Origin of the sequence: Dyella sp. OK004 (assembly GCF_900114495.1) — a bacterium.
Classification (GTDB): Bacteria; Pseudomonadota; Gammaproteobacteria; order Xanthomonadales; family Rhodanobacteraceae; genus Dyella_D.
In genome coordinates, this window is sequence record NZ_FOZI01000003.1 from 326,394 (window position 1) to 351,102 (window position 24,709).

The window sequence follows — 24,709 nt, forward strand, 5'->3', positions numbered from 1 at the left end:
AACGCAAACGATAACGCAGGAACCGCTGTGGCAATACGGTCATGACGCGCTGCAGCATCCGCGTTTACAATAGGCGGGTGCGCCGCTGCCGCACGCCATCTCCGATGTACTCATGACCCAGGTTGCTTCCGCTGAGTCGACCCGCGACCAGCGCTCCCGCGTGATGGTGCCCATCCTCAGCACCGTCGCCTTCACTTTTGTCACCTATCTGACCATCGGCCTCTCGCTGGCCGTGCTGCCGGGCTTCGTGCACAACCAGCTCGGCTACGGCGCGATGCTGGCCGGTCTCGCCATCAGCGTGCAGTACGTGGCGACGCTGATCAGCCGTCCGCACGCCGGCCGCATGGCCGACACCCTCGGCCCGAAACGCACCGTGCTGACCGGTCTGATCATGTGTGCCGTCAGCGGCGTGTTTCTGTTGCTGGGCGCGTTCGCCGCGGGGCATGCCGTGCTCAGCCTCACCCTTATCCTGCTCGGCCGCCTCGCACTTGGTTGCGCAGAAAGCTGCGTGGGCACCGGCTCCATTGCCTGGGGCATGGGGCAGGTGGGCCATCAGCACACGGCCCGCGTGATCTCCTGGAACGGCGTCGCCACCTACGGCGCACTCGCCGCTGGCGCACCGCTTGGCATGTGGTTGGAAGGCCTGTTCGGCTTTGTCGCGATCGGTGCGACGACATTTGCGCTGATGGTCATTGCCATTCCACTGGCACGCCGGAAGCGCGCCACGGCTGTCGCAGCAGGAGAGCGTGCGCCATTTCTGCATGTCGCCGCGCGCGTGGTGCCTTATGGCATGGGGCTCGCACTGGGTTCCGTCGGCTTCGGCTGCATCGCGACCTTCATCACTTTGTTCTATGCCGCGCATCAATGGCGAGGCGCGGCGCTGACCCTGAGTGTGTTCGGCGTGATGTTCACCTGCGTGCGTTTCGTCTTCAGCCGCACCATCAATTGGTGGGGCGGTTATTACGTGGCGATGGTGTCGTTCGCCTGCGAGGCGGTGGGCCTGCTGATCCTGTGGCAAGCCAGCGGCGCCATCATGGCGACCGTCGGCGCCGCCATCGCCGGTCTGGGTTTTTCGCTGGTATTCCCCGCGCTCGGCGTCGAGGCCGTCAATCGCGTTCCGGCGCACAGTCGCGGCTCCGCATTGGGTGTGTACTCGGTCTTCCTCGATGTGGCGATGGCGATCACCGGCCCGGTGGGCGGCTGGATCGCCAGCGGCATGGGCTTCGGTGTCGTCTATGCCTTGGCTGCTGTAGCGGCGATGCTCGCCGTGGTACTCACCTTGCTGCTGCGCCTGCGCACGGGGCCCGGGTTCGCGTAGCGCGCACGTCCGATGCGGCGATAGTCCTTCGGCGTCATGCCGAAATGGCGATGGAACAGCTCGCCAAAATGCGAGGCCGTGGCAAAGCCCAGCTTGTCGGCGATGGTCGCGATGGGCTGGTCGGTTTCCAGCAAGCGCCGGCTGGCGAGATGCAACCGGTGCGTGCGCACGTAATCGCTCCAGTTCATGCCGACCTGTTGCTTGAAGCGCCGGCTGAAATACGCCGGCGACAGCGCGCACAAAATAGCCGCCTGTTCCGCACTGGGAGCATCAGCAGGATGACGACGCAGGCGCTCGATGGCGGGTCGCAGGCGCTGCAATCCGGCAGCATCGGTGGCCAGCTTTTCGCCGCGGTTGATCGGCGCGCGTACCGCCGCACGCAACAGGGCTTCGGTCAGCGGCAGGGCAAGCGGATCGGCGGCATCGAGTCCGGCGAGCCAGTCCGCGATCTGCCTTAGGCGCCGATAGAGCGCATGATCCGGCCGGGCACAGAAGGGCTGCTTGAGCCGCTCCATACCGGGAGCGCGCGCCAGCGCATCTCCAACCGTCGCCTCGATCTGCACCAGCACCCAGTCGCGCGGCCCCGGTGCCAGCGCAAAATCGTGGTGCTGCATCGAAGGTACGAAGGCGATGCTGTGCGGGATTAGCGCATAACGCTGGTCATCGGCGACGAAAGCGCCGCCCACCTGGCCAAACAGCACCAGCTCATAGACATCATGGAAGTGCAGGAACGAATCGCTGGCACCCGCCTCCTGTCCCTGCCGGATTCGTTCGGCGCGCACCGGTGCGCCCGGGCGTAGTTCCACCGGTTCGCAGATCGGGCGTTCGAGATGGGGCAGGGCCATCGCTCGTGTTTACCTGTCAGCGCGTTCCCAGCACGCGCACCTGCATAGGATGCAACATCTCGTCGGCTGGATGCGCTGAGCCGCTATGCAGCAGATCGCTCCATGCGATGCCGGTAATCGCCGGGGGCAATGCCGGCTTTGCATCCGTGCGACCCAGGTTCACCAATAACAGCGTTTTCCGCGAACCTTGTTCGCGCAGCAGGCAGAGCACGTCCGATCGGTCGTCGCAGAGGAGGCGCTGATCGCCCTCGCGCAGTTCGGGTCGCGCTTGCCGCAACGCCAGCAACTGGCGATACCAACGATAGAGTGAGTCGGGCCTGGCCAGTTCTTCTTCCAGCGACACGCCGTCGTGCGAGCGGCTGAAGCGCTGGGTCCACCACGGCTGCTCGCCCTGATACCAGATAGCAGAACCGGTAGCCATCAGATCGGCCTTCCAGCGGAACGCTTCGCGCGACGGAATCTGGATGCCATCGGACAACGGGATGTTCTTGAACGCCCGCCCGCGCATGCCCAGCTCCTGGCCGTAGTAGATCAGCGGCGTGCCCTTCAGCAGCAGAGCGATCGCGGCACCGGCTCGCGCCCGGGCCGGGTCGTCGCCAACCGCAGACATAAAGCGGTCGACGTCGTGGTTCTCCAGAAAGATCAGCTGCTCCTTGCCAGCCGGCGTGATCGCCGCGGTGTCACGCACCGCTTTGATGATGGCCTGTTTGTCGAGCTGTATCAGTGCACCGCGCAACGGAAAGGCGAACACCATGTCCGCATGGCCGCGCACCAGCCAGTCCTGGCCGAAGCCCCAGTCGGATTGCTCGGCAATGATGCGCAGCGCCGGCCGCCGCGCTTTCAGCGCCTGGAACATCGGCGTCCAGAAGTCCGCGAACAGATGCGTGTTCAGTCCCTTGTTATCCAAGTCGTCCATCATGTGGTCGATGCGGAAGCCGTCCACGCCATCCGCGCCGCTGCCGTCGCCATGCGGATCGGCCCAGAACAACAGCAGTTCCTGGAAGTACTGTTTCACCGCCGGTTGCTTGAGATCGACCATGGCGATGCCGTAATCGCGGCCGTCGTAGGCCGCCCACTTGGGCTTGTCCATAAACGGCTCGACGACACGGTGCGAGGGATCGCGCCACAACAGATAACTGGCGTAGCGGCTCTTTGGCTGACCGATCGATTCGCGCCACCAGGGATGGCCTTCCGCTACGTACTGGAACTCCTCATCGCGATAGACCTTCAGGCCACGCGTATGGGCGGCCCGCACGAAGGCGAAGTAGTCATCCATGCTGCCGTAGGCCGGATCGATGGCCTTGAATTCAGTGGCGAAGTAATTGTGGTAATACGGCGAGGGCTGCAGCGGCGTCAGCAGGATTGAGGTGACACCAAGCTGCTTGAGGTAATCGAGCTTGCTAGTTAGGCCCTTGAGGTCGCCGACGCGGTCGCCGTTGCTGTCGTAAAAGCTGCGCTCAAAGATTTGGTAGAACACCTCATCGGGCGCGCGGGCGCGCGGTGGACCATCAGAGGCATGCGCGTAACCAGCCGCTACAACGAGCAGAAACAGCAGGCGCCGCACTGTCGATAAGCATGCTGTGTTCACGCGTAGCTCCCCCCGAATAGCAGGGGATTCCACGGCGTATCGATGACTGTGCCGACAGCGACGTCGGGGCACCAGCGCGCCCAGTCAGCCTGTTGCATGGCATTGCTCGGCGCCTTCAAGATCATATCGGCATCCATATAGATCACCGTCATCACTGAGCGCGCCTGATCGGAGCGATTGGGCCCAGCACGGTGAAACGTCCAGCCCAGATGGAAACTCACTTCGCCAAGTTCGAACGGCTCGTCGATCACGCGAAAGCCCTGCGCCTCCATATGCGCAGTGATGGCACGCTCGCTCTCATCGGAAATGCCCAGGTCGCGCCCGAACTCCACCGCCTGACTGCCCGCGAAGAACACCAGCGGCCCCATCTCCTGCGGCACTGCCTGCAACGGCACCCACGCGGTGATCGTGCGGTCGGTCGCCACCGGCCAGTAATACTGGTCCGCATGCGTCGGCGTGATGCCGCCGCCGGGTTCCTTGTAGAGCGACTGGTCGTGATACAGGCGCACGCCGTCGACTTGCAGCAGCGCAGCAGCAAGTCCTGCAAGGCGTTGACCGAACACGAACTCGCGAACTCGCGCGCTTTCCTCCCACAGGTTCATCACCTGCAGAAAAGCGCGGTCATAAGTCGAGCGCTGCTCCAGCGGCAGCGTCTGCGTATTCAGCGCGATGGTGAGCCGCGTGATCTCTTCGCCGTAGTGGCGCAGCTCGTCGGCATTGAACACATCCTTGAGCTTGATAAAGCCATCACGGCGAAACTCGGCGAGCTGCCGTTCGGAAAGCGGGTAGGGGCGGTCGATATCGATCGTCATGCCGGGTCTCTGCGGTTTCCGGCGCAGGGATGCGCGTAGCCGCATCGTAGGCGCTGGTCGCAGGCGGCACATCGGTGCTGCTTGTCGTAAGCGGTGGCAGGACTATCGGATTCATGACCTTAACGTTGGACAGTCAGGGAGCCCGAATTGCCTTGGAGAAGTCCGCCCCCGGCGGGCTGTTTCTCGCTTTGTCGGTAATCCGCGCGCGCTGGCGAAGCTGTTCGATCGGGATACTCTGATCCACCGCGCCGACCTTGTGCAGGTACTCCGGCAGGTAGCCAGTCATCAGCAGGCGGGTGTCCCAGGGCAGGCCCGGATCGATTTTCTTGGCCATGCTGTAGACCAGCGTGGTGCAGTTCGACGTGATGGTGTTGTAGAACTTTGGGGTATCGACCAGTTCGTCCGCCGTCTGAACATAGGAAAGGAACAGGGCGCGCATCGTGGGCTTGTCCATGCGCAGCGGGTAGAGGTAGTCGTCTTCGTCGCGGACATTGGTGCGGACCCGGATGATGTCGCTTTCGTCAGCCGCGACCAGGATCGTCTCGAACTGCCGGAAGAACCCGCCGATCGACGAGAACTGCTCGCCGCGCTTCTTGCGGATCTCCACCGAGAAAACCACATGGCGGCCGTCGTCGAAGCCGAAGGACATCATCGCGTGCGCGATGGCCGGGCTGCCCCAGTACGACAGCACGGCGTCCGCTGACACCAGATGATCCAGATCATAGCTGCGGGTTTCCCAATGGACGTCGTAGTCGTCGTCGGTGCGCCAGTGGAAGTTGCGCACGTTAGTGAGCGTGACCAGGCTGCCGGTCACCTGGCCGGACAGCAGATGGGACACGTCGTCAGCCCAGAGGCGGTCATTGGACGGCGTAAGCGTCGCCCACCAACCCAGCAGCGCCACATACATCAGGGCGTAGATGCCGATCGGCAGCCAGCTGTGCCGCATCACCGCGAACACGATCAGCGCGATCACGGCGAGCGACCACAGCACGCTACCCGTTGCATGCATGGCAGCTCCCCCCGGCAAGCGATACCAGAGGGCCAGGGCGCCCCATGCACCGGAGACAAAGGTGACGAGTCCCAGCAGTGCGATCAATGCGATCCGGCCGAGCTGCCGGTATTTCTTGGTCATCAGGTTTCCGCCGGGCATCCATTCAAGGGTCCAAGCCTGCAGCTTTAGCCACTCGATGACAACGCATCGTCACTGCTCCCTCCCCTGCTCGCGACGCGAAGCTAGTCCCGTGGGACAGGGGAGGGTTGGGGAGGGGTAAGTACTTGAGGAAGCGTTTCGGGAAGGGTTTTCGCAAGAGCTCACCCTCCCGACCTCCCCCTGCTTGCAGGGGGAGGGGAGCACCGCTCAACTTCCCTCCATCGCTACAATCGCAGCCTCGACTCCCCACAGTGGACCGCTCGCACGATGAATCACGGAAAGTGCGTCTGGATCGTGCGATGCGTCCTGATGGTGGCGCTGATATGCCTTAACGCCTGCGCCATGGTGGGGGTCAGCCGCATCAAGCTGCACGAGTCAGTCAATGAGCGGCGCGGCGATGTGATCGGTACCGGCCGGTTGAGCGATCGCAGTGTGCAATCGCTCAACGTGGTGGCGCTGACCGCCGATGACTGCGAGCGTACGTTCGACACCTGTGTGGAGACGGTGCAGCACTCGCCGGGGCTTACCGACGAACAGCGGCTATCGGCGCTTTCCGAACTCTGGCTGGCGCGGGCGATCCGCAGCGACCGGGCGAAGACCGACGCGGAGATGAGCGACCAGGCGCTCGATGCCTTCTTGCAGGCCGGGCGCTATGCCTATGCCTACCTGTTCTATACCAAGCGCCAGCCTTCCGAACGCGCCTTCGAGCTGCGTCAGGTACAGGTGATCGGCTTCTACAATTTTTCGGTGCAGCGAGCGGTGACGCGTTTCTTCCAGGAACTGCCGCGCCTGGACAAGCATTGGACGCAGACGCAGCTGGCCGGCTGGACCGTCATGCGGCCCGAGGTCGACCCGCAGTCGGCTGAAAGTACCGCTGAACCGGTGGAGCTGCTTTCCGCCTTCACGCTGCGTTTCAACGGCTTGCGCAATGTCTATCGGCGCGACGGCTTCGGCTCGGAATTCGTCGCCGTTGCCCCGCCGGACAAGCCCGATAACGACGTGCCATGGCGCGAACCCGATTACGCGTCGATGACCGGCGCCCTGTTGTTCGACGGCACCACCTTGAACGACGTGCTCGCTACGCGTCAGGTCCGCGTGCTGGTCAGAGATCCGTATCGCGACGACTCGGTTACCGTCGCCGGCCGCGAAGTGCCGCTGGCGGCCAACTTCACCGCGGCTTACGGCGTATGGCTGGCCCGCTCGGGCTTTGCCAGCCAGTCGATCCGCTCCTTGCTGGGCAGGGAAGGCGGCATCAAGACACCGCGTGTGTTCCTGATGCAGCCCTACGACCCCAAGCGCATGACCGTGATCATGCTGCACGGTCTGGCGAGCAGCCCCGAAGCGTGGATCAATGTGTCGAACGAAGTGATGGGCGACGCCGAGCTGCGCCGCAACTATCAGGTGTGGGAAATCTATTACCCCACCAACGCGCCCATCGCGGTCAACCTCGCCAATATCCGCAAGGCACTGGACGCCACGTTTCGCCACTTCGATCCCAGCGGCCAGGCCCGTGCATCGAACAACGTCGTCCTGATCGGCCACAGCATGGGCGGCGTCATCGCGCGCCTGCTGGTGTCGTCCAGTGGCGATCAATTGTGGAGCGTGATTCCGACCCGCGCGGATCTGTCGCCGGCCAAGAAAGCGCGGCTGCGCGAACGCCTGTCCCCGTATCTGCAGTTCACGCCGATGCCGCAGGTCACCCGGGCCGTGTTTCTCGCCTCGCCGCAGCGGGGCACACCTTACGCGCAACACACGCTGGCGCGCTGGTTTGGCAACCTGATCCGGCTGCCGGCCAATGTCCTCAAGGAGGTCGCCAGCATTTCCGACCTGATCAAGAACGACTCGGAAAGCAGCACGCCGATGCGTATCCCCAACAGCATCGACAATCTGAGTGACAAAGATCCCTTTATCGTGGCCGCCGCCAACCTGCCGATGTCACCCGCCGTGCGCTACCACACCATCGTTGGCGTCTACACACCGCCGGGACCGCTGATCGATAGCAGCGACGGCGTGGTGCCTTATCGCAGCGCGCATCTGGACGGCGCCGAGTCCGAACTCGCCATTCCGTCATGGCATAGCGTGCAGGAAACGCCAGCCGCCATTCTGGAGCTGCGGCGGATTCTGCGAGTGCATGTGGCGGCTCACGCCGCCTCGGTGTCGCGGTCTAACGAGAAGAGCTATTCGCGGGACGTTGCAGCAACAGCAAATAGCTGGCTGCCGACCAACTGAAATTGCGCGATTGGTAGCCGTTGCCCGTCAGTGGGTCATAGTTTTCATAGAACGGCGCTTGCTGCGTCAGCCCATTGGCCTGACGCACCAGGCGGCGGGCCATGTCATCGGCCTGCCGGTCATGGCCATAACGCCTTAGCGCCTCGACACCGAAATAAGCCTGATCGAGCCATACCGGACCGCGCCAATAGCCTTTGATCGGCGCGAACTTCGAGTCGTCGGCGGCAAGGGTAGGGAACGGCATGAGCGTCGCGAATTTCTTCGGATCGAGCATTACCCGGATCACCGATTCCGCCTGGTCGGGACTCGCCACGCCGGCCCACAGCGGCGCCCAGCCTTCCGAACCCAACACCCGCACGCGCTCGTCCTTGCCCAGTTTGGCGTCGAAGAAGTAGCCCAGTTCCTTGTCGAACATCCGCGTCTGGATTGGTGACTTCATCGCCGCGGCTTCGGCCAGCCAGCGTTGCTGATCCTGCGTCTTGCCGAGGATGGCGGCGACCTCGGCCAGGTCGAGTTTTTCACGATAGAGATACGCGTTGAGATCAACCGACTCCTGATCCATCGACCAGGCACCTTCGCCATTCTTGAGCATGCGGGTGGCGTCGAAGCGGACCGCATTGTCCATGCCGCTTTCCCACGCCGCGGCGATCTTGGTGCCATCGGTCGAGCCAAACTCGGCCAGGCCGTTGCGATCGTGATCGCGCGCCGTGAACCACCACCGGTGATAACGCACCAGCTTGTCGTACAGGTCCGCCAGAAAGGCCTTGTCGCCATCGGCGCGATAGAGCTCCAGCGACGCCCATACCGCCAGTGGCGGCTTACTATCCCGCCAATTGTTGTTCGCTTTATCCAGATAGACACAGTCCGGAACCATGCCGTCGGCGCCCTGGTAGTCGAACATCGCGAGTATCTGCTCGCGTGCGAGCGTAGGCACAAAATGCGCCAGCGCCGCCGCATGCTTCCACGAATCCCAGGCCCAGAAACCGTTGAAATCGGGATTGGAGTAGGAGGGGATCACGCCGTCGTGGTGTATGTCGCCACGCGCCGCGCGCCAGTTGCCCAGCAAGGTCATCATGGCTTTGACGGCAACCCGGCGTGCGACGTCATCGGGCAGACCAGGGAGGTGGCTCGATGCTGCAGACTTCAGATAGCCGGCCCAGCGCTCGCGATTCTTGGTCCAAGCGGTGGCGTAGTCGACCGGTGGTGGCATCTCCGCGCGCGCGTCGTAGATCAACGTCTGCTCGACAAAGACCGTGGCGGTCTGATGCGGCTTCAGATGCAGCGCTTGGTCCAGCGCGATCCGGTAATTCGTTCCCGACAGCGTGACCTGTTGCGCCGATGCGCCATCCGTGTGGAGCCGTGTAGCGAGTTTCGAGTTCGAATGGGCGAAGGTCTGCGTCACCGTATCGCCGTCCCGTCCGAACGCCGGATGGTCGGGCGATATTGCACGCCCAAGCACGGCGAGCTTCACGTCTTGCGCCTTTGCCGCGGTCAGCTCCACGCGCACCAGTGCGTGCCAGGAGTCGGCAAAGAACAAGGTCTGACGTACGGTCAGGTCCGTGCCGGAGAAAACGCGAACCAGATAACCCGGTGCCGCATGGCTTTCGGTCGGGACCAGGCTCATATCCTGCGGGCTCGCGACATTCTTTAGTGCCAGGGCGGCAAAGCGTGCGCCGACCCACTGGCCCTCAGCCAAGCTGTGCGCGAAGGGGCCGGAAAAACCTGTTTCCCGATCGTCGGCTAGTGGCAGGCTGTAGCCGTGCCAAGCGCCCGCGTCGAAAAAGATATTGAAGCTGCGATCCGTCGGCGTCTGCGGCGCACCATGCAGATCGAGCAGATCAACATAGGCAGCACTGGCCCCATCCACGGCTGACTCGGCGCGGACGTCCTCGCCGTGAACACTGAAGCCAATGCAGGCCACAGCCGCGATCAACAATTTGACGGATGGATGCATGGCGTGTCGTTCCCTGGCGCGGTGGCGTGTTGCTGTCGGACAGATAGATGAATGGCGGATGGTACGCACAACGCCGGCGTCACGGTTACTTGATTCGTGAGACGCATGTCACTTGCTTTTGGGGCGGCGGTTATGGCGTGAGCCGCTCGTGTTGCGGTCAAGTGCGTCAAACATGGCGCACATGCACAAATCATTTAGACGTCTAAGTGTCCGTTGGTTTCCTAGGAAATGGTTGACAACCATGTGACACCGTTGCATGGTTCCCGCTGAGCCCGAATCGGATGCATCCTATTCGGGCTTTATTGGGGACATGATTTAGATCGATTCAGTCCGGGCTTTTTTGGATGGTCGTGACCTCTTGGCGCGCTATTTCCTTCAGCGTGCCGCATGCCAGTGCGCGGATGCCGGCATGGTCGTTTCGTCCTGAGCCCAACGCCAACGATGGGGATGAGCATGATGACGATGTTGCAATCGCTGCTGCATAAGCGCGCTTCGGGTATGCGCACTCCAGCCCAGCGTGTTCTGGTTTTGGCCTTGGTCGTGGGCTTGGGTGCATCGGGCGGCGTTTTCGCCCAGGCGACCACAGGAACGCTCTTCGGTCAGGTCACCGCCAGCGGCGGCGAAACGGTGCTGATCGAAAGCGCCAGCGGCTTCAAGCGCGAAGTGCCGATCGATGCCCGCGGACGCTATGTCGCCTCACAGTTGCCGCTGGGCACGTATACGGTGTCGCTGCGGCGGGATGGCAAAACGGTCGAGACACGTAGCGACATCGCCTTGCACGTCGGCGCGGGTACCGACGTTTCATTTGTCAGTGCGGCGGGAGCAGGGCAGGCCGTATCCAACCTCGGTTCGGTCAACGTCGTCGCCAACGCGCTGCCGGCGATCGACGTCACCAGCGTGGACTCGCGCACGGTGATCACGGCGGAACAGCTGGCGAAGCTTCCTCTCGGGCGTTCCGCCGAAGCCATTGCCATGCTGGCACCAGGCGTCCTCAGAAACAGCGCCAATTTCACCACCGCCACCGGCAAGCCGCTGGTCAGTTTCGGCGGCTCGGCCGCTACCGAGAACGCTTACTACATCAATGGATTCAATACGACCGATCCGCTCAATGGACATGGCGGCATCACGCTTCCTTATGGCGCGATCGATCAGCAGGAGGTGTACACCGGCGGCTACAGCGCGCAGTACGGCCGCTCGGACGGCGGCGTCATCAACCAGGTCGGCAAGCGCGGCAACAACAGCTGGCACTATGGCGCCCAGATCCTGTGGGAGCCGTCCTTCGCCCGCAGCGACTACACCGATGTGCATTACGCCAATGGCATACCGGCGTCGCCGGTAGCCGGCAATCTCTACGATCCCAAGAGCAAGAACAAGCTCTGGACGACCACGGCCAGCGCTTACGTTGGCGGCCCGCTGATCAAGGACAAGCTGTTCTTCTTTATCGCGGGTGAGTTCGAGCGCCAGGACGGTACCAACGTCAATGCCGTCGACAACAGCAAGCCTTATCAAACCTATCGCTACGACAGCCCACGCTGGTACGGCAAGCTGGACTGGAATATCAACGACAGCAACATCCTCGAACTCACCGGCGCATCGGATAAGCGCCATGGCAATGGTTCGATCTCCAAGTACGACTACACCACGCTAAAGCAGGGCGCTTTCATCAATACCGATGACAACACCAAGGTAGGTGGCGATCTCTATGTCGCCAAGTACACCGGCTATATCACCGACAACCTCACGGTGAGCGCGATGTACGGTGAGATGAAGACCACCGACTACGACGTGCCGGGCAGTTACGACAGCAGCCTCACCTACGTCAGTGGCATCACCAACCAGAACCCCGCGTTGAACGGTGGCGTGGCACGCGGCAACAACCAGACGATCCAGACGCTCTACGACCCCGCCCGCAGCAATAAAACCACCAACACCCGCCTGGACATCAGTTACCACCTGGGCGATCACATGATCAGCGTCGGTATCGACAACCAGCGGTCCGAGGCGCTCAACCAGGGCAACAAGAATTCCGGCCCGGGCTACGTCTGGGCCTACGGGCACACCAATACCCCCAATGCGCCGCTCGTGTCCGGCCTCGGCGTACCCGCGCCGGCCAATTTCCCGAACGGGCAGGATGGCTACTATGTGCAAAAGAACATATCCAACAACGCGGTGAGCGTGCGCTCGATGCAGCGCGCGCAATATGTCGAAGACAAATGGCAGGTCAGCGACCGATGGCTGCTGTCGCTCGGCCTGCGCAACGACCAATTCACCGACTACAACCCGGGCGGCCAGGCGTTCATTTCGCAAACCAAGCCGCAATGGGCGCCGCGTCTCGGCTTCAGCTGGGACGTCAACGGCGATTCGAGTTTCAAGATCTACGGTAATGCCGGCCGCTACTACCTGAGCATGCCGCTCAACCCGGCGACCGGCGCCGCCGCAGGTTACGTCAGCACGCAGCAGTACTACACCTACGGCGGTATCGCTGCTGATGGCACGCCGACCGGCCTCACCGTGATGTCCAACCCGGTCTCGGCGAACAACTCCTTCGGTATATCGCCCGACCCGCGCACGGTGACGGCAAAAAACCTGAAGGCCGAGGACCAGGATGAATTTATCCTCGGCTTCACCAAGACCGCCGGCCCCAACTGGACCTACGGCGCCAAGCTGACCCAGCGCATCCTGCGCAACGCCATCGATGATTTCTGCGACGTCAACCGGGTCCTCGACAAGGCGCAGTCGCTCGGCTATCAGATCGGCTCCAGCAATAGCTGCTATCTGATCAATCCCGGCCGCGCGAATATCTTCAATCTCGTAACCACCAACGGCAGCCTGGTTAGCGTACCGATGAGCGATGCCGAGCTTGGCTTCAACGGATTGAAGCGCCGCTACTACAGCCTGGAAACTTTCCTTGAGCATCCGTTCGACGGCACCTGGTACGGCAAGATCGACTACGTGTTCTCACGCAGCTACGGCAACACCGAAGGGCAGGTGCGGTCGGATCTTCTGCAAGGTGGCGCGTCCGCCAGCGAGGACTGGGATAACTACGCGATCATGGAACATACCAACGGGCCGCAGAACAACGACCACACCCACGTGGTGAAACTGTTCGGCTACTACCAGATCAATCAGGAGTGGCAGGTATCCGGCAACCTCAGCGTGCAATCCGGGAACCCGCGCATCTGCCTGGGCTATTACGGCCCCGACCACACCGACCCGGTTGGCTATGGCAACGCCTACCACTTCTGCAACGGCCAACCGTCGCCGCCCGGCAGCCACGGCCGTTTGCCCTGGCTGCACCAGTTGGATCTTGGCGTGACCTATCGCCCGATGTTCGCCGCCAAGCGACTCGCCATCAGTGCCAACGTCTTCAATGTGTTCAACGAACAGCGACCGACCTTTCTGCAGCCGAACTCGGAGCAGGCGCCGTATTCGCCCAATCCATTGTTTGGCACGGCGCTGTATCGCGAGGCGCCACGCTACGTTCGGTTGAGCGTCAGCTACGACTACTAGGCCAGTCACCGAGACAACAACCACCCCACGGTTACCTAACTGACATATGACATAGTTACGATCCCGACGGATGTGTGAGGGGTTGTGCTTGGCATAAGGCCTTTCCGGTCCGGGCAATCAGGAAACGGTCATGTCGCGCGCCAAGTGGGTCTTAGCCGCAGGGTGTTTGCTTTCGGGGGGAACTGGCTATGCCATGGGTTTGCCACCGTCGTTGGATGACGTCCCCGTTCGCAGTGACGCGCGTCAGCGCCTTCATTTCGATATCGGCCCGCAGCCGTTGAGTGGCGCCGTGCGTGCGTTCAGCGACGTAACGGGCCAGGCTTTGCTGGTCGATCAGACCTTGCTTGCGGGCCGGGAGTCCCCGGGCGTGAGCGGTGACTTCACTGCCGGAGAGGCGCTTGATCGCCTACTCGCTGGCACCGGGCTGGTCCAGCATTACTCCGCCGACCAGGCCTTCACCCTGATGCCCGCCGATGGCGCCGCGCCGACGGGAGCGGTGCGCGACAGCGAACCTCACAGTGATCGCCAAGAAGGCGATGCTCCGCCCGATCCGGTCGCCGAAGCCTACGGCGCGACGCTGCAATCGACCGTCGAAACGATGTTGTGCCGCTCCGAAACCACACGGCTAGGCACATACCGGCTGGTCATGCAGTTGTGGATCGGCACGGCCGGCGCGGTCGAACGGATGCGCCTGATCAGCAGCAGCGGTTCCGCCGAGCGCGACGCCGCGATCAAGGCCGCGATGATGCGCCTGCGGCTGGAACCGCCACCGCTGGCGATGGTGCAGCCCGTGACCATCCTTTTGTTGCCCGGCCCCGCGTCGCGACTGCCGGGTTGCGCCAGTCGCGCATCCACGCGCGACAAGGCGGCTTGATGACGGCGTCGTCGATGTCGTTGCTGGCGTTATTCATGGAGCGGCAGACCGAGCTGCGCAAGCGTCTGCGCCGGCGCCTGGGCTCCGATGAGCTGGTCAACGATGTGCTGCAGGAAACCTATCTGCGCGTCGAGCGCATGCCCGACGGCACGGTTGCGCAGAGCAATCCGGGCGGCTACCTGTTCCGCATGGCGCTCAATGTGGCGGCGGACCAGCGCCAGGCCGAGGCCCGTTACCTCACCGGGGAGGAAGTCGAGGAGCTGCTGCATTTCGCCGACGATGCACTCGATCCGGCCAGGATCGTGCACGCGCGCCTCGAAGTGGCGGCGCTCGAACAGGCGATGCAGGAGCTGACCCCGCGCCAGCGCGCGATCTTGATCGCCTCCCGGGTCGAGGATGTCCCGCAACAGGACATCGCCGACCGTTTCCGCATTTCCGTGCGTATGGTTGGCAAGGAACTCAAGCGCGCACTCGAACATTGTGGCGCACGTCTCGATCGCCGGGTGGTGCAGCGGTTCGGTCCCGGGGCCGGAAAAGAGTCTTGATGAGTATGCAGACCCTTGATGCCATCACCGGCCACGGCTCGGCGCTTCACCGCGAGGCGCGCGACTGGTTGTTGCGGCTCACCTCCGGCCGCGCCACCCCGGCCGACGCGCAAGCGTTCCGCCATTGGTGCAGCCAGAGCGCGGCCCACGCACGGGCGTTCGCTGAGACCCGCTTGCTATGGGACAACCTGGGCACGGCCGCGCGTGCGATATCGCAACGCGAGCAGGTCAAGACCGATGCGTTGCAGCGCGATCCGCGCCGCATGAGCCGCCGCGCCTTCCTTGGCGGTGCCGTGGCCGCCTCGGCCGCGTTCCTGTTGCTGCGTCCGCCCATGCGCCTGTGGCCGGATGTCGGCGACATGATGGCCGACTTCCGCACCGCGACCGGCGAGCAGCGCCAGGTGCAGGTGACGCCGGGTGTGGTGGTCGAGATGAACACGCAGACGGCGATCAACGTGAAGTACGCCGAGGGTCGCCCGGTAGGCATCGAACTGCTCACTGGCGAGATCCAGCTGCAGACACTCGACGGTGCTAGCGAGCCCTTCACCATCTACGCCTCGAAAGGTAGGGTCAACGCGTTGTCCGGATCGCAGTGCAATGTGCGCTGCCTGGATGACAATGTCGAAGTCACCGGACTCAACGGCACCGTGCGCCTGGAATACCAGGGGCGTACCGAATCGATCAGCACCGCGCAACGCGCGCTTTACGGCCAGCGCGGTATGGCCGCACCGGCACCGGCCGATATCGACACGGCGATGGCGTGGCGGCGTCGCGTGCTGGTGTTTGATAACCAGCCGCTGTCTTCGGTGGTGGTGGAGATTAACCGTTACCGGCCGGGCAAGCTCATCCTCACCAACGATGCGCTGGGTGCGCGCAAGGTCCATGCGCGCTTCACGCTGAACCAGCTCGCCGATGCGGCTACGCTGATTCACGACGCCTTCGGCGCTCATGTCACTACCTTGCCGGGTGGCATCGTGCTGCTGAGCTGAGGTCGGTTTTTCGGCTTGATTGATGCCGAAGATCACCTGCGCGACTTGTGTTTGCGACAATTGTTGCGTTATCGGGACCTGGCCGCTTATGCAGCGGGCATTCCGCCTCGCTGCCGCGAGCCGGGTCACTTTCTCTTTGTTGGCCCAAAGAGAAAGTAACCAAAGAGAAATGGCCTGAAAGCAGGCGGTGGGCTTTGTAGCTGCGCTTTTTCCAGTGTCAGACGTTTGGAAGGATTCTCTTCCTGCCCTCTCCTCTGGATCTGATTAGCGTCGTGTCAGAGCGACGCGTGTTTTTCTCCTTCCCCTGCTCGCAGGGGGAGGCCGGGAGGGGGTAAGCCCTTGAGAAAACCTTTCCCGATACGCTTTCTCAAGTACTCACCCCTCCCCAACCCTCCCCTGCGAGCAGGGGAGGGAGCAAGAGCAAACCCGACGCCTGACACTGGAAAAGGCGTGGCTACAAAGCACGCCGTGCTCTTTAGACCATTTCTCTTTGGTCACTTTCTCTTTGGGTCAGCAAAGAGAAAGTGACTCGGGCGCCGGCAGGCGTCCGAAATGCCCGCTGCATAAGCGGCCAGGCCGCGATAACGCAACGGTGGTCGCTCCTGCGCTTCGCATCCACTTCACCTGACTGAATTCATGACGGTTCGATGTCAGGGGCCCCGGAAAACATCCTGAAACACAGGCTGACATGAAATTTTCGTGACTCGGTTCAGTCCCTCGCGCGGCATGCCGTCTAACTCGGCATGGATGTGATCCACGGGCTGGGATGCCCACTCTCATTCTTGGCGTTTGCCTGGCGACATCGGGCGGGCGCGATCTTGGAACGGAGAGCGGCCGCCGGCGTGCGGTCCTCGGGGGATGGTGGTCGCGTGATAGATCATGGTGTGGTTTGGCCGTCCAGATGGCCGGCGGGCAAGGGTATGCGCGACACGGCGATGGCCTTGGATCGGACATGTGTCTGTCGCGGTTTGGTTATCCGGCGCGCTATAGCTTTGGCGTCCATATGGGAAGGGATGGCCAGCGGGTGTGTCGTGAGCGGGGCGCACGCATGAGCGCATGGATGGCGCGCAACGCGGCTCGGCGGCCGCTGGCATGGCTGATCGCGATGGCGCTGGCATGGCCAGCGCCTGGTCACGCGCAGCAGGCCGGCGCCACCCCGAGCGAGGCGCCCGCGCGTTTCGATGTCAACGAGTACCTGGTCCGCGGCAATACCTTGCTCGAAGCGGTGGATATCGAGCAGGCGGTGGAACCGTTCCTCGGCCCTGGCCGTAGCCTGGACGACGTGCACGCCGCTCGCGATGCCGTGCAAAAGATCTACCAGGCCAAGGGCTATCAATCGGTGGTGGTGGAAGTGCCGCCGCAGCAGGTGAAGGCCGGCGTGCTGTTGTTGCAGGTGACCGAGAACAGCGTCGGCCGCGTGCGCGTGGAAGGTGCCAAATACCACTCGCCACAGGCGATCCGTGATGCGGTGCCGGCGCTGGCCGAAGGCGCGGTGCCCAACTTCACCAAGGCGCAGGAGCAGCTCACGGCGATCAACCGCCAGCCGGGCCAGCAGGTGGTGCCGTTGCTGAAGCCAGGCACCTTGCCGCAGACCATGGATGTGACCCTCAAGGTCGACGACACCTATCCGCTGCACGGCAGTCTGGAAGTCAACAACGACCACAGTGCGGATACGCCCGTGCTGCGCACCATCGGCAACGTCCGCTACGACAACCTGTGGCAACGCGGGCACGCGATCTCGGCCACCTATATCGTCGCGCCGCAGGATCGCAACGCCGCCGAGGTCTACGCGCTTTCCTATCTGGCGCCGGTGGGCGACGGCTGGAGCCTGTTGGGCTCGGGCTACAAGTCCAACAGCAACGCCAACACACTGGGCGGCACCACGGTGCTGGGCAAGGGCAACGCCGTCAGCCTGCAGGCCACGCGGTTGTTGCCGACGCTGGGCACCTATAGCCAGTCGCTGTCGTTCGGCGTGAGCCGCAAGCATTTCGACCAGAACATCAGCATCGGCAGCCAGACCTCCAAAGTGCCGATCACTTACTTTCCGGCCGCCGTTACTTACAACGGGCAGCGGATAGGGGAGAAGTCGTCGACTGGGTTCACGCTGGCCGGCAATTTCGGTTGGCGCGGCATGGGCAGTGACCGCAACGCATTCGACAACCAGCGCTTCAATGCACGCCAGAACTTTGCGTATCTGCGCGCCGACTTCAACTACACGCGCGTGTTCAAGGGCGATTACTCATTGGCCTTCCGCGCCAGTGGCCAGCTCGCCGACTCGCCGCTGATCTCCAGCGAGCAGTTCGCGGCGGGCGGCGCCAGCAGCGTGCGTGGCTATCTGTCGGCGGAAGACACCGGCGACAACGGCGCCATCGGTTCGGTGGAGCTGCGCAGTCCCTCCATCGCGTCATGGGTCGGCGACGCGGTCAATGACTGGCGCTTTCATTTCTTCATCGACGGCTCGCGCGTGCTGCTGATCGATCCGCTACCGGACCAGCGCGGCCGCTTCACCTTGCTCAGCACGGGCGTGGGCACACGCTTCGTGTTGTTCCGCTACCTCAATGGCGAGCTCGAGTACGCCTATCCACTCAAGGACGGCGCGCGCACCAAGGCGCACGACGGCCGCCTGCTTTTCAACGTGAAGGCCAGCCTGTGAGCAGGCCAACAGCCATCACCAACGAATTCTGCCGCATAGGGGTGCTATGACAATGCGTTACCTGATACTCGCGTGTTTGCTATGCCTGTCGTGGCTGGCGCGCCCCGCCATGGCGGCGGATGCCTCGTGGTGGAACGACGACTGGTCCTTCCGCAAAGCCATCACGCTGGATACCAGCCCCAAGGGTGCCGGCATCGCGCAGGCGCCGGGTCGCGTGCCGCTGCTGATCCGCCTGCATCCCGGCAACTTCCAGTTCGACGGTGTGGCCAAGAGCGGTGCGGATATCCGTTTTATCGCAGCCGACGGCAAGACGCCGCTCAACTATGAAGTGGAAAGCTTCGACCCGGTGATGGGCGTCGGCCAGATCTGGCTGGACACCACCGACATGCCGGCCAACGGCCAGCAGACTGTGTGGATGTATTACGGCAACACCAAGGCGCCGCCGCAGAGCAGCGGTGCGGCGACTTTCGATGCCGACTACACCCTGGTCTATCACTTTGATGATGCCGCCGGTGCATCGCCGAAGGACGCCACGGCGTACGGCAACAACGCGACCAAGGGCCAGCTGCGCCCGGTGGATGGCGGCATCGTCGGCAAGGCCGCGCGCTTCGACGGCAGCTCGACGCTGACGCTGCCGGCCGCGGCTTCGCTGAACCTCACGGCGGGCGGCAATTTCAGCTTCAGCGCCTGGATCAAAGTGGACGCATTGCCCACCGCGCCGACCGCACTGTATGCGCGTCGCCAGGATGGCAAAGGTGTGCTGATCGGTCTGGCCAACGGCGCGCCGTTTGTCGAGATCGACGGCGAGCAGGCGCAGCGCAGCGCAGCGGGCGAGCCGATCAAGGCTGGCCAATGGACGTATCTGGCGGTCACCGCCGACAGCAGCAAGACCGTGCTTTACGTCAACGGCCAGCCCTATGCGACCTTGGCAGCCACCGTGCCGGCATTGACCGATGCCGCGACGGTAGGCGGCGAAGCACCGGCTGCCGACGGGCAGGGCGCGGCGCTTGCCAATTTCATCGGCGACATGGATGAGCTGCGTATCTCCCGCGTGGCGCGCCCGGCCACCGTGCTGGCGGTCGATGCGCTGTCGCAAGGCGCGGAATCCAAGCTGGTGCAGTACGGCGAAGACGAAAAGAAATCTGGCTTCGGTTTCGGCTACTTCGGCATCATTGTCAAATCGGTCACGGCCGATGCCTGGGTGGTGATCGGCATCTTGCTAGTGATGGCGCTGATCTCCTGGGTGGTGATGTGGAACAAGGCGCGCTACGTCGGCGCGGTCAGTTCGGCCAACGAGCGTTTCCTGGACCGCTTCCGTGATCTCGGCAGCAACCTGCTCGGTCTCGCCGAAGAATCGCCGGCCACCAAGGTCGAGCTGGCCGATTCCTCGCTCTACCGTTTGTACGAAACAGGCAAGAAGGAAGTGTGGCGTCGCCGTAACAAGGACGGCCACGTGGTCATCGCGTCCGAGTCGATCGAAGCGATCCGTGCGGTGATGGATTCCACCCTGGTGCGCGAGAACCAGAAGCTCTCGCGCTCGATGGTGATGCTGACCATCGCTATCTCCGGCGGCCCGTTCCTGGGCCTGCTCGGCACCGTGGTCGGCGTGATGATCACCTTCGCCGCCATCGCCGCGGCCGGCGACGTCAATGTCAACGCGATCGCACCCGGCATTGCCGCTGCGCTGCTCGCCACTGTGGCCGGTCTGGTCGTCGCCATCCCGGCGCTGTTTGGCTACAACTATCTGCTGACGCGCAACAAAGCGGTCACCGCGAACATGCAGGTGTTCGTGGATGAGTTCGTCACGCGTCTGGCCGAACTGCACCGGGAGGCCGACCTCAGCACGGTCGGCCCATAAGGGGGCGCGGCCATGCAAGTCCAAGACGACGACAAGCCCTACGACGACATCAACATCACGCCGATGCTGGATCTGGCGTATGTGCTGCTGGTGATCTTCATCATCATGACCACCGCCTCGGTGCAGGGGGTGAAGGTGAACCTGCCCAAGGCCAGCGCGTCGGTGAGCCTGGCCAAGCCGCAGACCAAGGCGATCACCGTGTCGGAAAGCGGGCAGATCTTCCTGGATGCGTTTCCGGTCACGCTCGGTGAGCTGGAAGCACGACTGCGCACGCAGAAGGCGGTGACGCCCGACTTCCCGATCATCGTGAAAGGCGACGCCGGCGTGCAGTACCAGAAGGTGGTCGACATTCTCGATCTGCTGCGCCGGCTCGATCTGTCGCAGGTCGGCCTGGTCACCGGCAAGCAGCCGGGCGGCTGACGGTGCGGAGACCTGCCATGACGACATCCGGGCAGACCGGGAGCGGGTGGCGGCGATGGCGCGGACGCCTGATGCTGGCCGTCGCGATCCTCGCCGTACTCGCGCTGGTGTGGAAACTCGCCAGCCATCAGGTGGGCGTGCGCCGCGAGGCGCCGCGCATCGCCACCATCACACCCTTGCCGCCGCCACCGCCACCGCCGAAGGAAAAGCCGCCGGAGCCAAAGAAGGTCGAAGAAGAAAAGCAGGTGCTGCCCAAGCCCAACGAACCGGCCAAACCGGTCGAGGCGCCGAAGCAGGCGCCGGATGTGGCGAAGCAGGTGAGCATCAATGGCCCGGCGCAGGCTGGCAACGACTCCTTCAACATCGGTGCGGGCGACGGCGGCGGCATGGTCGGCAGCGGTGGTGGCAACGACGTCGGCGGTTCGTCGTACGAGCAATACCTCGGCTACGCCTTGCAGCAGGCAATCCAGCGCGACGAGCGCACGCGGCGCCTGTCCTTCGACGTCAAAGCCAATCTGTGGATCGACGCCAGCGGGCGCATCACGCGCGTCGAACTGGCCGCTCCCAGCGGCGTGGAAAGCACCGACAAAGCGCTGGTTGAAGTGCTGCAAGGGCTGAGCATCGACAGCGCGCCACCGCCCAGCATGCGCATGCCTGTACGCGCCGCCATCCGGGGGCGCCGTCCGTCATGACCCCTTTCCATTCAACACCACATTCCGCGTTGGCTCGGTTGCGCACTGGGTGCGCTCCTACCCGACGGCACCGCACACTTTTGGAGAACATCATGAAGTCCACCTACGTCATCCGCTCGCACCGCCAGCCGCGACGGCGCGCGCTGTGTCTGGCTGTCAGCCTGCTGCTGGCCGGTGCCGGCAGCGTGGCGATGGCCCAGGACGCGGCGCCTTCACCCAATGCCACCATCAACCTGATCCGCCTGATGGTGAAGAAGGGGCTTATTACGCAAGGCGACGCGGATGGGCTGATCGCCGAAGCGAATGCCGAAGCTGTGCAGGCACGCAAGGCGTCGACCGCAGTGGCTGCCGCTGCCGTCGATGGCGCACAACCCGGCGACGTGCGCGTGCCCTATGTGCCGCAGAGCGTGCGCAACGAGATCCGCGATCAGGTCAAGCAGGAAGTGATCGCGCAGGCGCGCACCGAACATTGGGCGCAGCCGGACGCGTTGCCGGAATGGCTCGACCGCATCAGCTGGTCCGGTGATCTGCGCGTGCGCGACGAGTCGCGCTACTTCAGCCGCAGCAACTCGCCGTACTTCATCGACTACGCGGCACTGAACCGCAACGGTCCGTTCGACATCAACAAGATCACTCAGGGCGTCAATCCGCCGATCCTCAATACGCAGCAGAACCACACCAACACGCTCTCGCTGCAGGCGCATATCGGCATGTCGGTGAAGCTCGGCGACACCATCACCGCCGGCATCCGCATCGGCTCGGGTAACGATAACAATCCCGTGTCCACCACACAGGCGCTGGGCGGCGGCCTGGTCAAGAAGAACCTGTGGCTGGATCGCGCATGGGTGCAGTGGAAGCCGGTGGCGTGGGGCGCGCTCACTGCAGGCCGCATGGCCAATCCGTTCTTTGTCACCGACCTGATCTATTCGCCGGAACTCAATTTCGACGGCATCGCCGGCCATGCCGAATTGCCGCTGGCCGACGGCCTCAACGGCTTCGCCACCGCCGGCCTGTTCCCGATCCAGTACACCGGCAACGACACGCCCTCGCAGGGCTTCGGCTACCAGAAGAACCGCGACAGCCAGCGCTGGCTCTCCGCCGCGCAGCTGGGTGCGAGCTGGAAGTTCGACGAAGACATGCAATGGACCGCCGCGCTGGCCTATTACTATTACGACAGCATGCGCGGCCAGCTGTCGCAGCCGTGCGCGTTGTATACCGGCATCAACTTCTGCAGTACCGACGATACCGCGCCGACCTTCATGCAGAAGGGCAACAGCGTGTTCCTGCTGCGCAATATCGTGCCCGATCCGTCCTCGCCGGGTAATTACGCGCAGCCGCAGTTCGTCGGCCTTGCCTACGACTACCACCTGCTCAACCTGACCAACCAGTTCGACTTCAAGATCGGCGAAACGCCGGTGCGTTTGCAGGCTGATTACGTGCGCAATATGTCGTATCACGCACGCGATGCGTTCAAGCGCTATCCCAACGGCCTGGGCCAGCCGGTCAACAACTACGAGAACGGCGATTCGCCGACCACCACTGGCCCGTACAAGAGCGGTCCGGTCGGCTGGCTGGCACGCGGCATCCTGGGTAATCCGAACCCGATGAAGGCCAACGACTGGAATGTCACCTTCGGCTACAAGTACCTGCAGCCGGACGCGGTGCTGGACGGCCTGACCGATCCGAACTTCCACCTCGGCGGCACCAACGCCAAGGGCTTCATCATCAGTGCGGATTACGGCATCGCCCAGCGCACCTGGCTGTCGGCGCGCTACTTCAACGCCAAGCAGGTATTCGGGCCGCCGCTGTCCATCGACGTGCTGCAGCTCGAAATCAACAGCAAGTTTTAGGAGCCTGCTTATGAAGCGCATGCTTGGCATGGCCGTCGTACTCGGAATGGGATTCTCGACGGGATCGGCACAGGCACAAAGCCTGGAGGAACAACTGCGTACCCAGCTACGCGAAGCACGCGGCCAGCTGCAGGATCTGCAGAGCGAGCAGGTGGCGTGGAACGCGCAGAAGCAGGGCATACAGGGCGAACGCGATCAGGCGCGCAAAGAACTCGCGCAGGCACAGGCGGAGTTGAGCAAGTTGCGCGCTTCTACGGCCGGTGGCGGCTCCGAGCTTGCCACCGAGCGCGGCTCACGTCAGCGGGCCGAGGAAGCGTTGCAACAGGCACAACGCTCGGGCACCGAAGCCGCGGCGAAACTACAGACGCAGCAGGCGCGCGAAAGCACGCTCAGCACCGAACTGGCCCATGCCACCAACGAGCTGAACACCTGCGGTTCGCGCAACCAGCAGTTGTACAAAGTGGGCCAGGAAATCCTGGACGCCTACGCGCATATGGACATGGGCACGGTGCTGTCCGCGCGGCAACCGTTTGCCGCAGCCGCCAGGGTCAAGCTGGAGAACGCGGCGCAAGGCTATGGCGACCGGCTCTACGAACAGCGTTATGCGCCCGCCGCAGCCAAGGGCAAGCAACCATGAGCGGCATCGCCACGGCGCACTCCGTCACGCATAGCGTGCGGATGCCGTGGCGATGGCTGATGGTGCTGGGTATCGGCGCGCTGCCGCTGACCGATGCAGTCGCTGGCGAGCCGCCAGCTTCCGCGCCGCCGAGTTGCGTTGAAGTAAGCATCAACCAGCGCTCGGTGCTTGCCTTCGATTGCCTTAGCCGCGCGCTCGCTCCGAACGCCGCGGCAAATCCGATGGCGCGAGCGCCGGTGATGGATGCGGTCGCACTTGAACCCTCCAACCGGCAGGTCGGCCAATACAACTTTTCCGCGCTGAGTCACCGCATGGGTTCCAACCTTGGCAAGTCGGTGCTACCGCAGCGGCCACCACCGACGTATCCCTCGGTGCCTTTGCTGCATCCACCCGGCGGGCATTGAGGAGAGCGTGCGATCGGACATGACGATTCGATGTCACTCCGTGACACAGCAATGCACTTACTCCTTCCCCTGCTTGCAGGGGGAGGCCGGGAGGGGGTAAGCCCTTGAGACACCGTTACACGCTGAAGGGCTTGACCCCACCCCAACCCTCTCCTGCTGCACGCAGGGGAGGGGGCGCGTAGTTACGAGTTTCTATCTCTCCTCTCCATACAGGAGAGCGAACAAGTTGCATGAAGTTTTAGTGACAACAGTGATGCTTCTGCTCCTCCCCCTGCATGCAGGGGGAGGCTGGGAGGGGGTAGGCCCTTGAGACACCGTTACATGCTGAAGGGCTTGACCCCAACCCTCCCCTGCTGCACGCAGGGGAGGGGGCACGTCGTT

The 24,709-nt window shown here is 63.3% G+C and carries 18 protein-coding genes; 13 read left to right on the forward strand and 5 right to left on the reverse strand.

All coding sequences use genetic code 11. The features are described from left to right. The first annotated feature begins 112 nt into the window (after window positions 1-112). A complete protein-coding gene (locus BM338_RS14175; protein WP_090451729.1) occupies window positions 113-1,318 on the forward strand; it encodes an MFS transporter in 1,206 nt (401 codons plus the stop codon). On the opposite strand, the gene BM338_RS14180 is transcribed toward BM338_RS14175, so the two are convergent. The 4 genes from BM338_RS14180 to BM338_RS14195 form a co-directional block, all read right to left on the reverse strand. Then, window positions 1,234-2,163, reverse strand: a complete 930-nt coding sequence (locus tag BM338_RS14180; protein ID WP_090451731.1) for a helix-turn-helix domain-containing protein — start codon at window positions 2,161-2,163, stop codon at window positions 1,234-1,236. The genes BM338_RS14175 and BM338_RS14180 overlap by 85 nt on opposite strands. Window positions 2,164-2,179: 16 nt before the next feature. Then, on the reverse strand, window positions 2,180-3,751 hold the full coding sequence (locus BM338_RS14185) for an alpha-amylase family glycosyl hydrolase (RefSeq protein WP_255367310.1): 1,572 nt from the start codon (window positions 3,749-3,751) through the stop codon (window positions 2,180-2,182). Further along, entirely contained in the window at window positions 3,748-4,563 is an 816-nt protein-coding gene (locus BM338_RS14190; RefSeq protein ID WP_090451735.1) for a phytanoyl-CoA dioxygenase family protein, read from the reverse strand. Before BM338_RS14190 ends, BM338_RS14185 begins: the two co-directional genes overlap by 4 nt. A gap of 133 nt (window positions 4,564-4,696) precedes the next feature. Then, window positions 4,697-5,695, reverse strand: a complete 999-nt coding sequence (locus tag BM338_RS14195; RefSeq protein ID WP_090451737.1) for an Lnb N-terminal periplasmic domain-containing protein — start codon at window positions 5,693-5,695, stop codon at window positions 4,697-4,699. A 285-nt stretch (window positions 5,696-5,980) separates the two neighbouring features. Between BM338_RS14195 and BM338_RS14200 the strand changes: the two genes are divergently transcribed. Next, the gene (locus BM338_RS14200; protein ID WP_143109303.1) at window positions 5,981-7,942 is read left to right on the forward strand and encodes an esterase/lipase family protein; all 1,962 of its coding nucleotides are present in this window, start codon (window positions 5,981-5,983) and stop codon (window positions 7,940-7,942) included. Here the strand turns inward: BM338_RS14200 and BM338_RS14205 are convergent. Beyond that, window positions 7,878-9,896, reverse strand: coding sequence for an MGH1-like glycoside hydrolase domain-containing protein (locus BM338_RS14205; protein ID WP_090451740.1), 2,019 nt, complete (start codon window positions 9,894-9,896; stop codon window positions 7,878-7,880). The two genes, BM338_RS14200 and BM338_RS14205, sit on opposite strands and share 65 nt — an antisense overlap. Before the next feature lie 453 nt (window positions 9,897-10,349). On the opposite strand from BM338_RS14205, the gene BM338_RS14210 reads away from it, so the two are divergent. The 11 genes from BM338_RS14210 to BM338_RS14260 all read left to right on the forward strand — a co-directional run bounded on the left by BM338_RS14210 (window position 10,350) and on the right by BM338_RS14260 (window position 24,328). Next, the gene (locus BM338_RS14210) at window positions 10,350-13,406 is read left to right on the forward strand and encodes a TonB-dependent receptor (protein WP_255367311.1); all 3,057 of its coding nucleotides are present in this window, start codon (window positions 10,350-10,352) and stop codon (window positions 13,404-13,406) included. Window positions 13,407-13,599: 193 nt separating this feature from the next. Further along, window positions 13,600-14,280, forward strand: coding sequence for a secretin and TonB N-terminal domain-containing protein (locus BM338_RS14215; RefSeq protein ID WP_090451742.1), 681 nt, complete (start codon window positions 13,600-13,602; stop codon window positions 14,278-14,280). Further along, window positions 14,280-14,825, forward strand: coding sequence for an RNA polymerase sigma factor (locus BM338_RS14220; RefSeq protein WP_090451745.1), 546 nt, complete (start codon window positions 14,280-14,282; stop codon window positions 14,823-14,825). Before BM338_RS14215 ends, BM338_RS14220 begins: the two co-directional genes overlap by 1 nt. Continuing rightward, window positions 14,825-15,814: a FecR family protein gene (locus BM338_RS14225; protein WP_090451747.1), complete on the forward strand. Its 990-nt coding sequence runs from the start codon at window positions 14,825-14,827 to the stop codon at window positions 15,812-15,814. The genes BM338_RS14220 and BM338_RS14225 overlap by 1 nt, the downstream gene beginning before the upstream one ends. A 1,048-nt stretch (window positions 15,815-16,862) precedes the next feature. Beyond that, window positions 16,863-18,467, forward strand: coding sequence for a ShlB/FhaC/HecB family hemolysin secretion/activation protein (locus BM338_RS14230; protein WP_177229351.1), 1,605 nt, complete (start codon window positions 16,863-16,865; stop codon window positions 18,465-18,467). 52 nt (window positions 18,468-18,519) lie between these two features. Then, window positions 18,520-20,325: a DUF2341 domain-containing protein gene (locus BM338_RS14235; RefSeq protein WP_090451751.1), complete on the forward strand. Its 1,806-nt coding sequence runs from the start codon at window positions 18,520-18,522 to the stop codon at window positions 20,323-20,325. Between the two features lie 12 nt (window positions 20,326-20,337). Beyond that, window positions 20,338-20,745 (forward strand): ExbD/TolR family protein, encoded by a 408-nt coding sequence (locus BM338_RS14240; RefSeq protein ID WP_090451753.1) that lies wholly within the window; start codon window positions 20,338-20,340, stop codon window positions 20,743-20,745. Between the two features lie 17 nt (window positions 20,746-20,762). Continuing rightward, on the forward strand, window positions 20,763-21,437 hold the full coding sequence (locus tag BM338_RS14245) for a TonB C-terminal domain-containing protein (RefSeq protein ID WP_143109304.1): 675 nt from the start codon (window positions 20,763-20,765) through the stop codon (window positions 21,435-21,437). A 92-nt stretch (window positions 21,438-21,529) separates the two neighbouring features. After that, window positions 21,530-23,287, forward strand: a complete 1,758-nt coding sequence (locus BM338_RS14250; protein ID WP_090451757.1) for a putative porin — start codon at window positions 21,530-21,532, stop codon at window positions 23,285-23,287. Window positions 23,288-23,297: 10 nt separating this feature from the next. Further along, window positions 23,298-23,924, forward strand: a complete 627-nt coding sequence (locus BM338_RS14255; RefSeq protein WP_090451759.1) for a hypothetical protein — start codon at window positions 23,298-23,300, stop codon at window positions 23,922-23,924. Further along, window positions 23,921-24,328, forward strand: a complete 408-nt coding sequence (locus BM338_RS14260; RefSeq protein ID WP_090451761.1) for a hypothetical protein — start codon at window positions 23,921-23,923, stop codon at window positions 24,326-24,328. Before BM338_RS14255 ends, BM338_RS14260 begins: the two co-directional genes overlap by 4 nt. Window positions 24,329-24,709 lie beyond the last annotated feature (381 nt).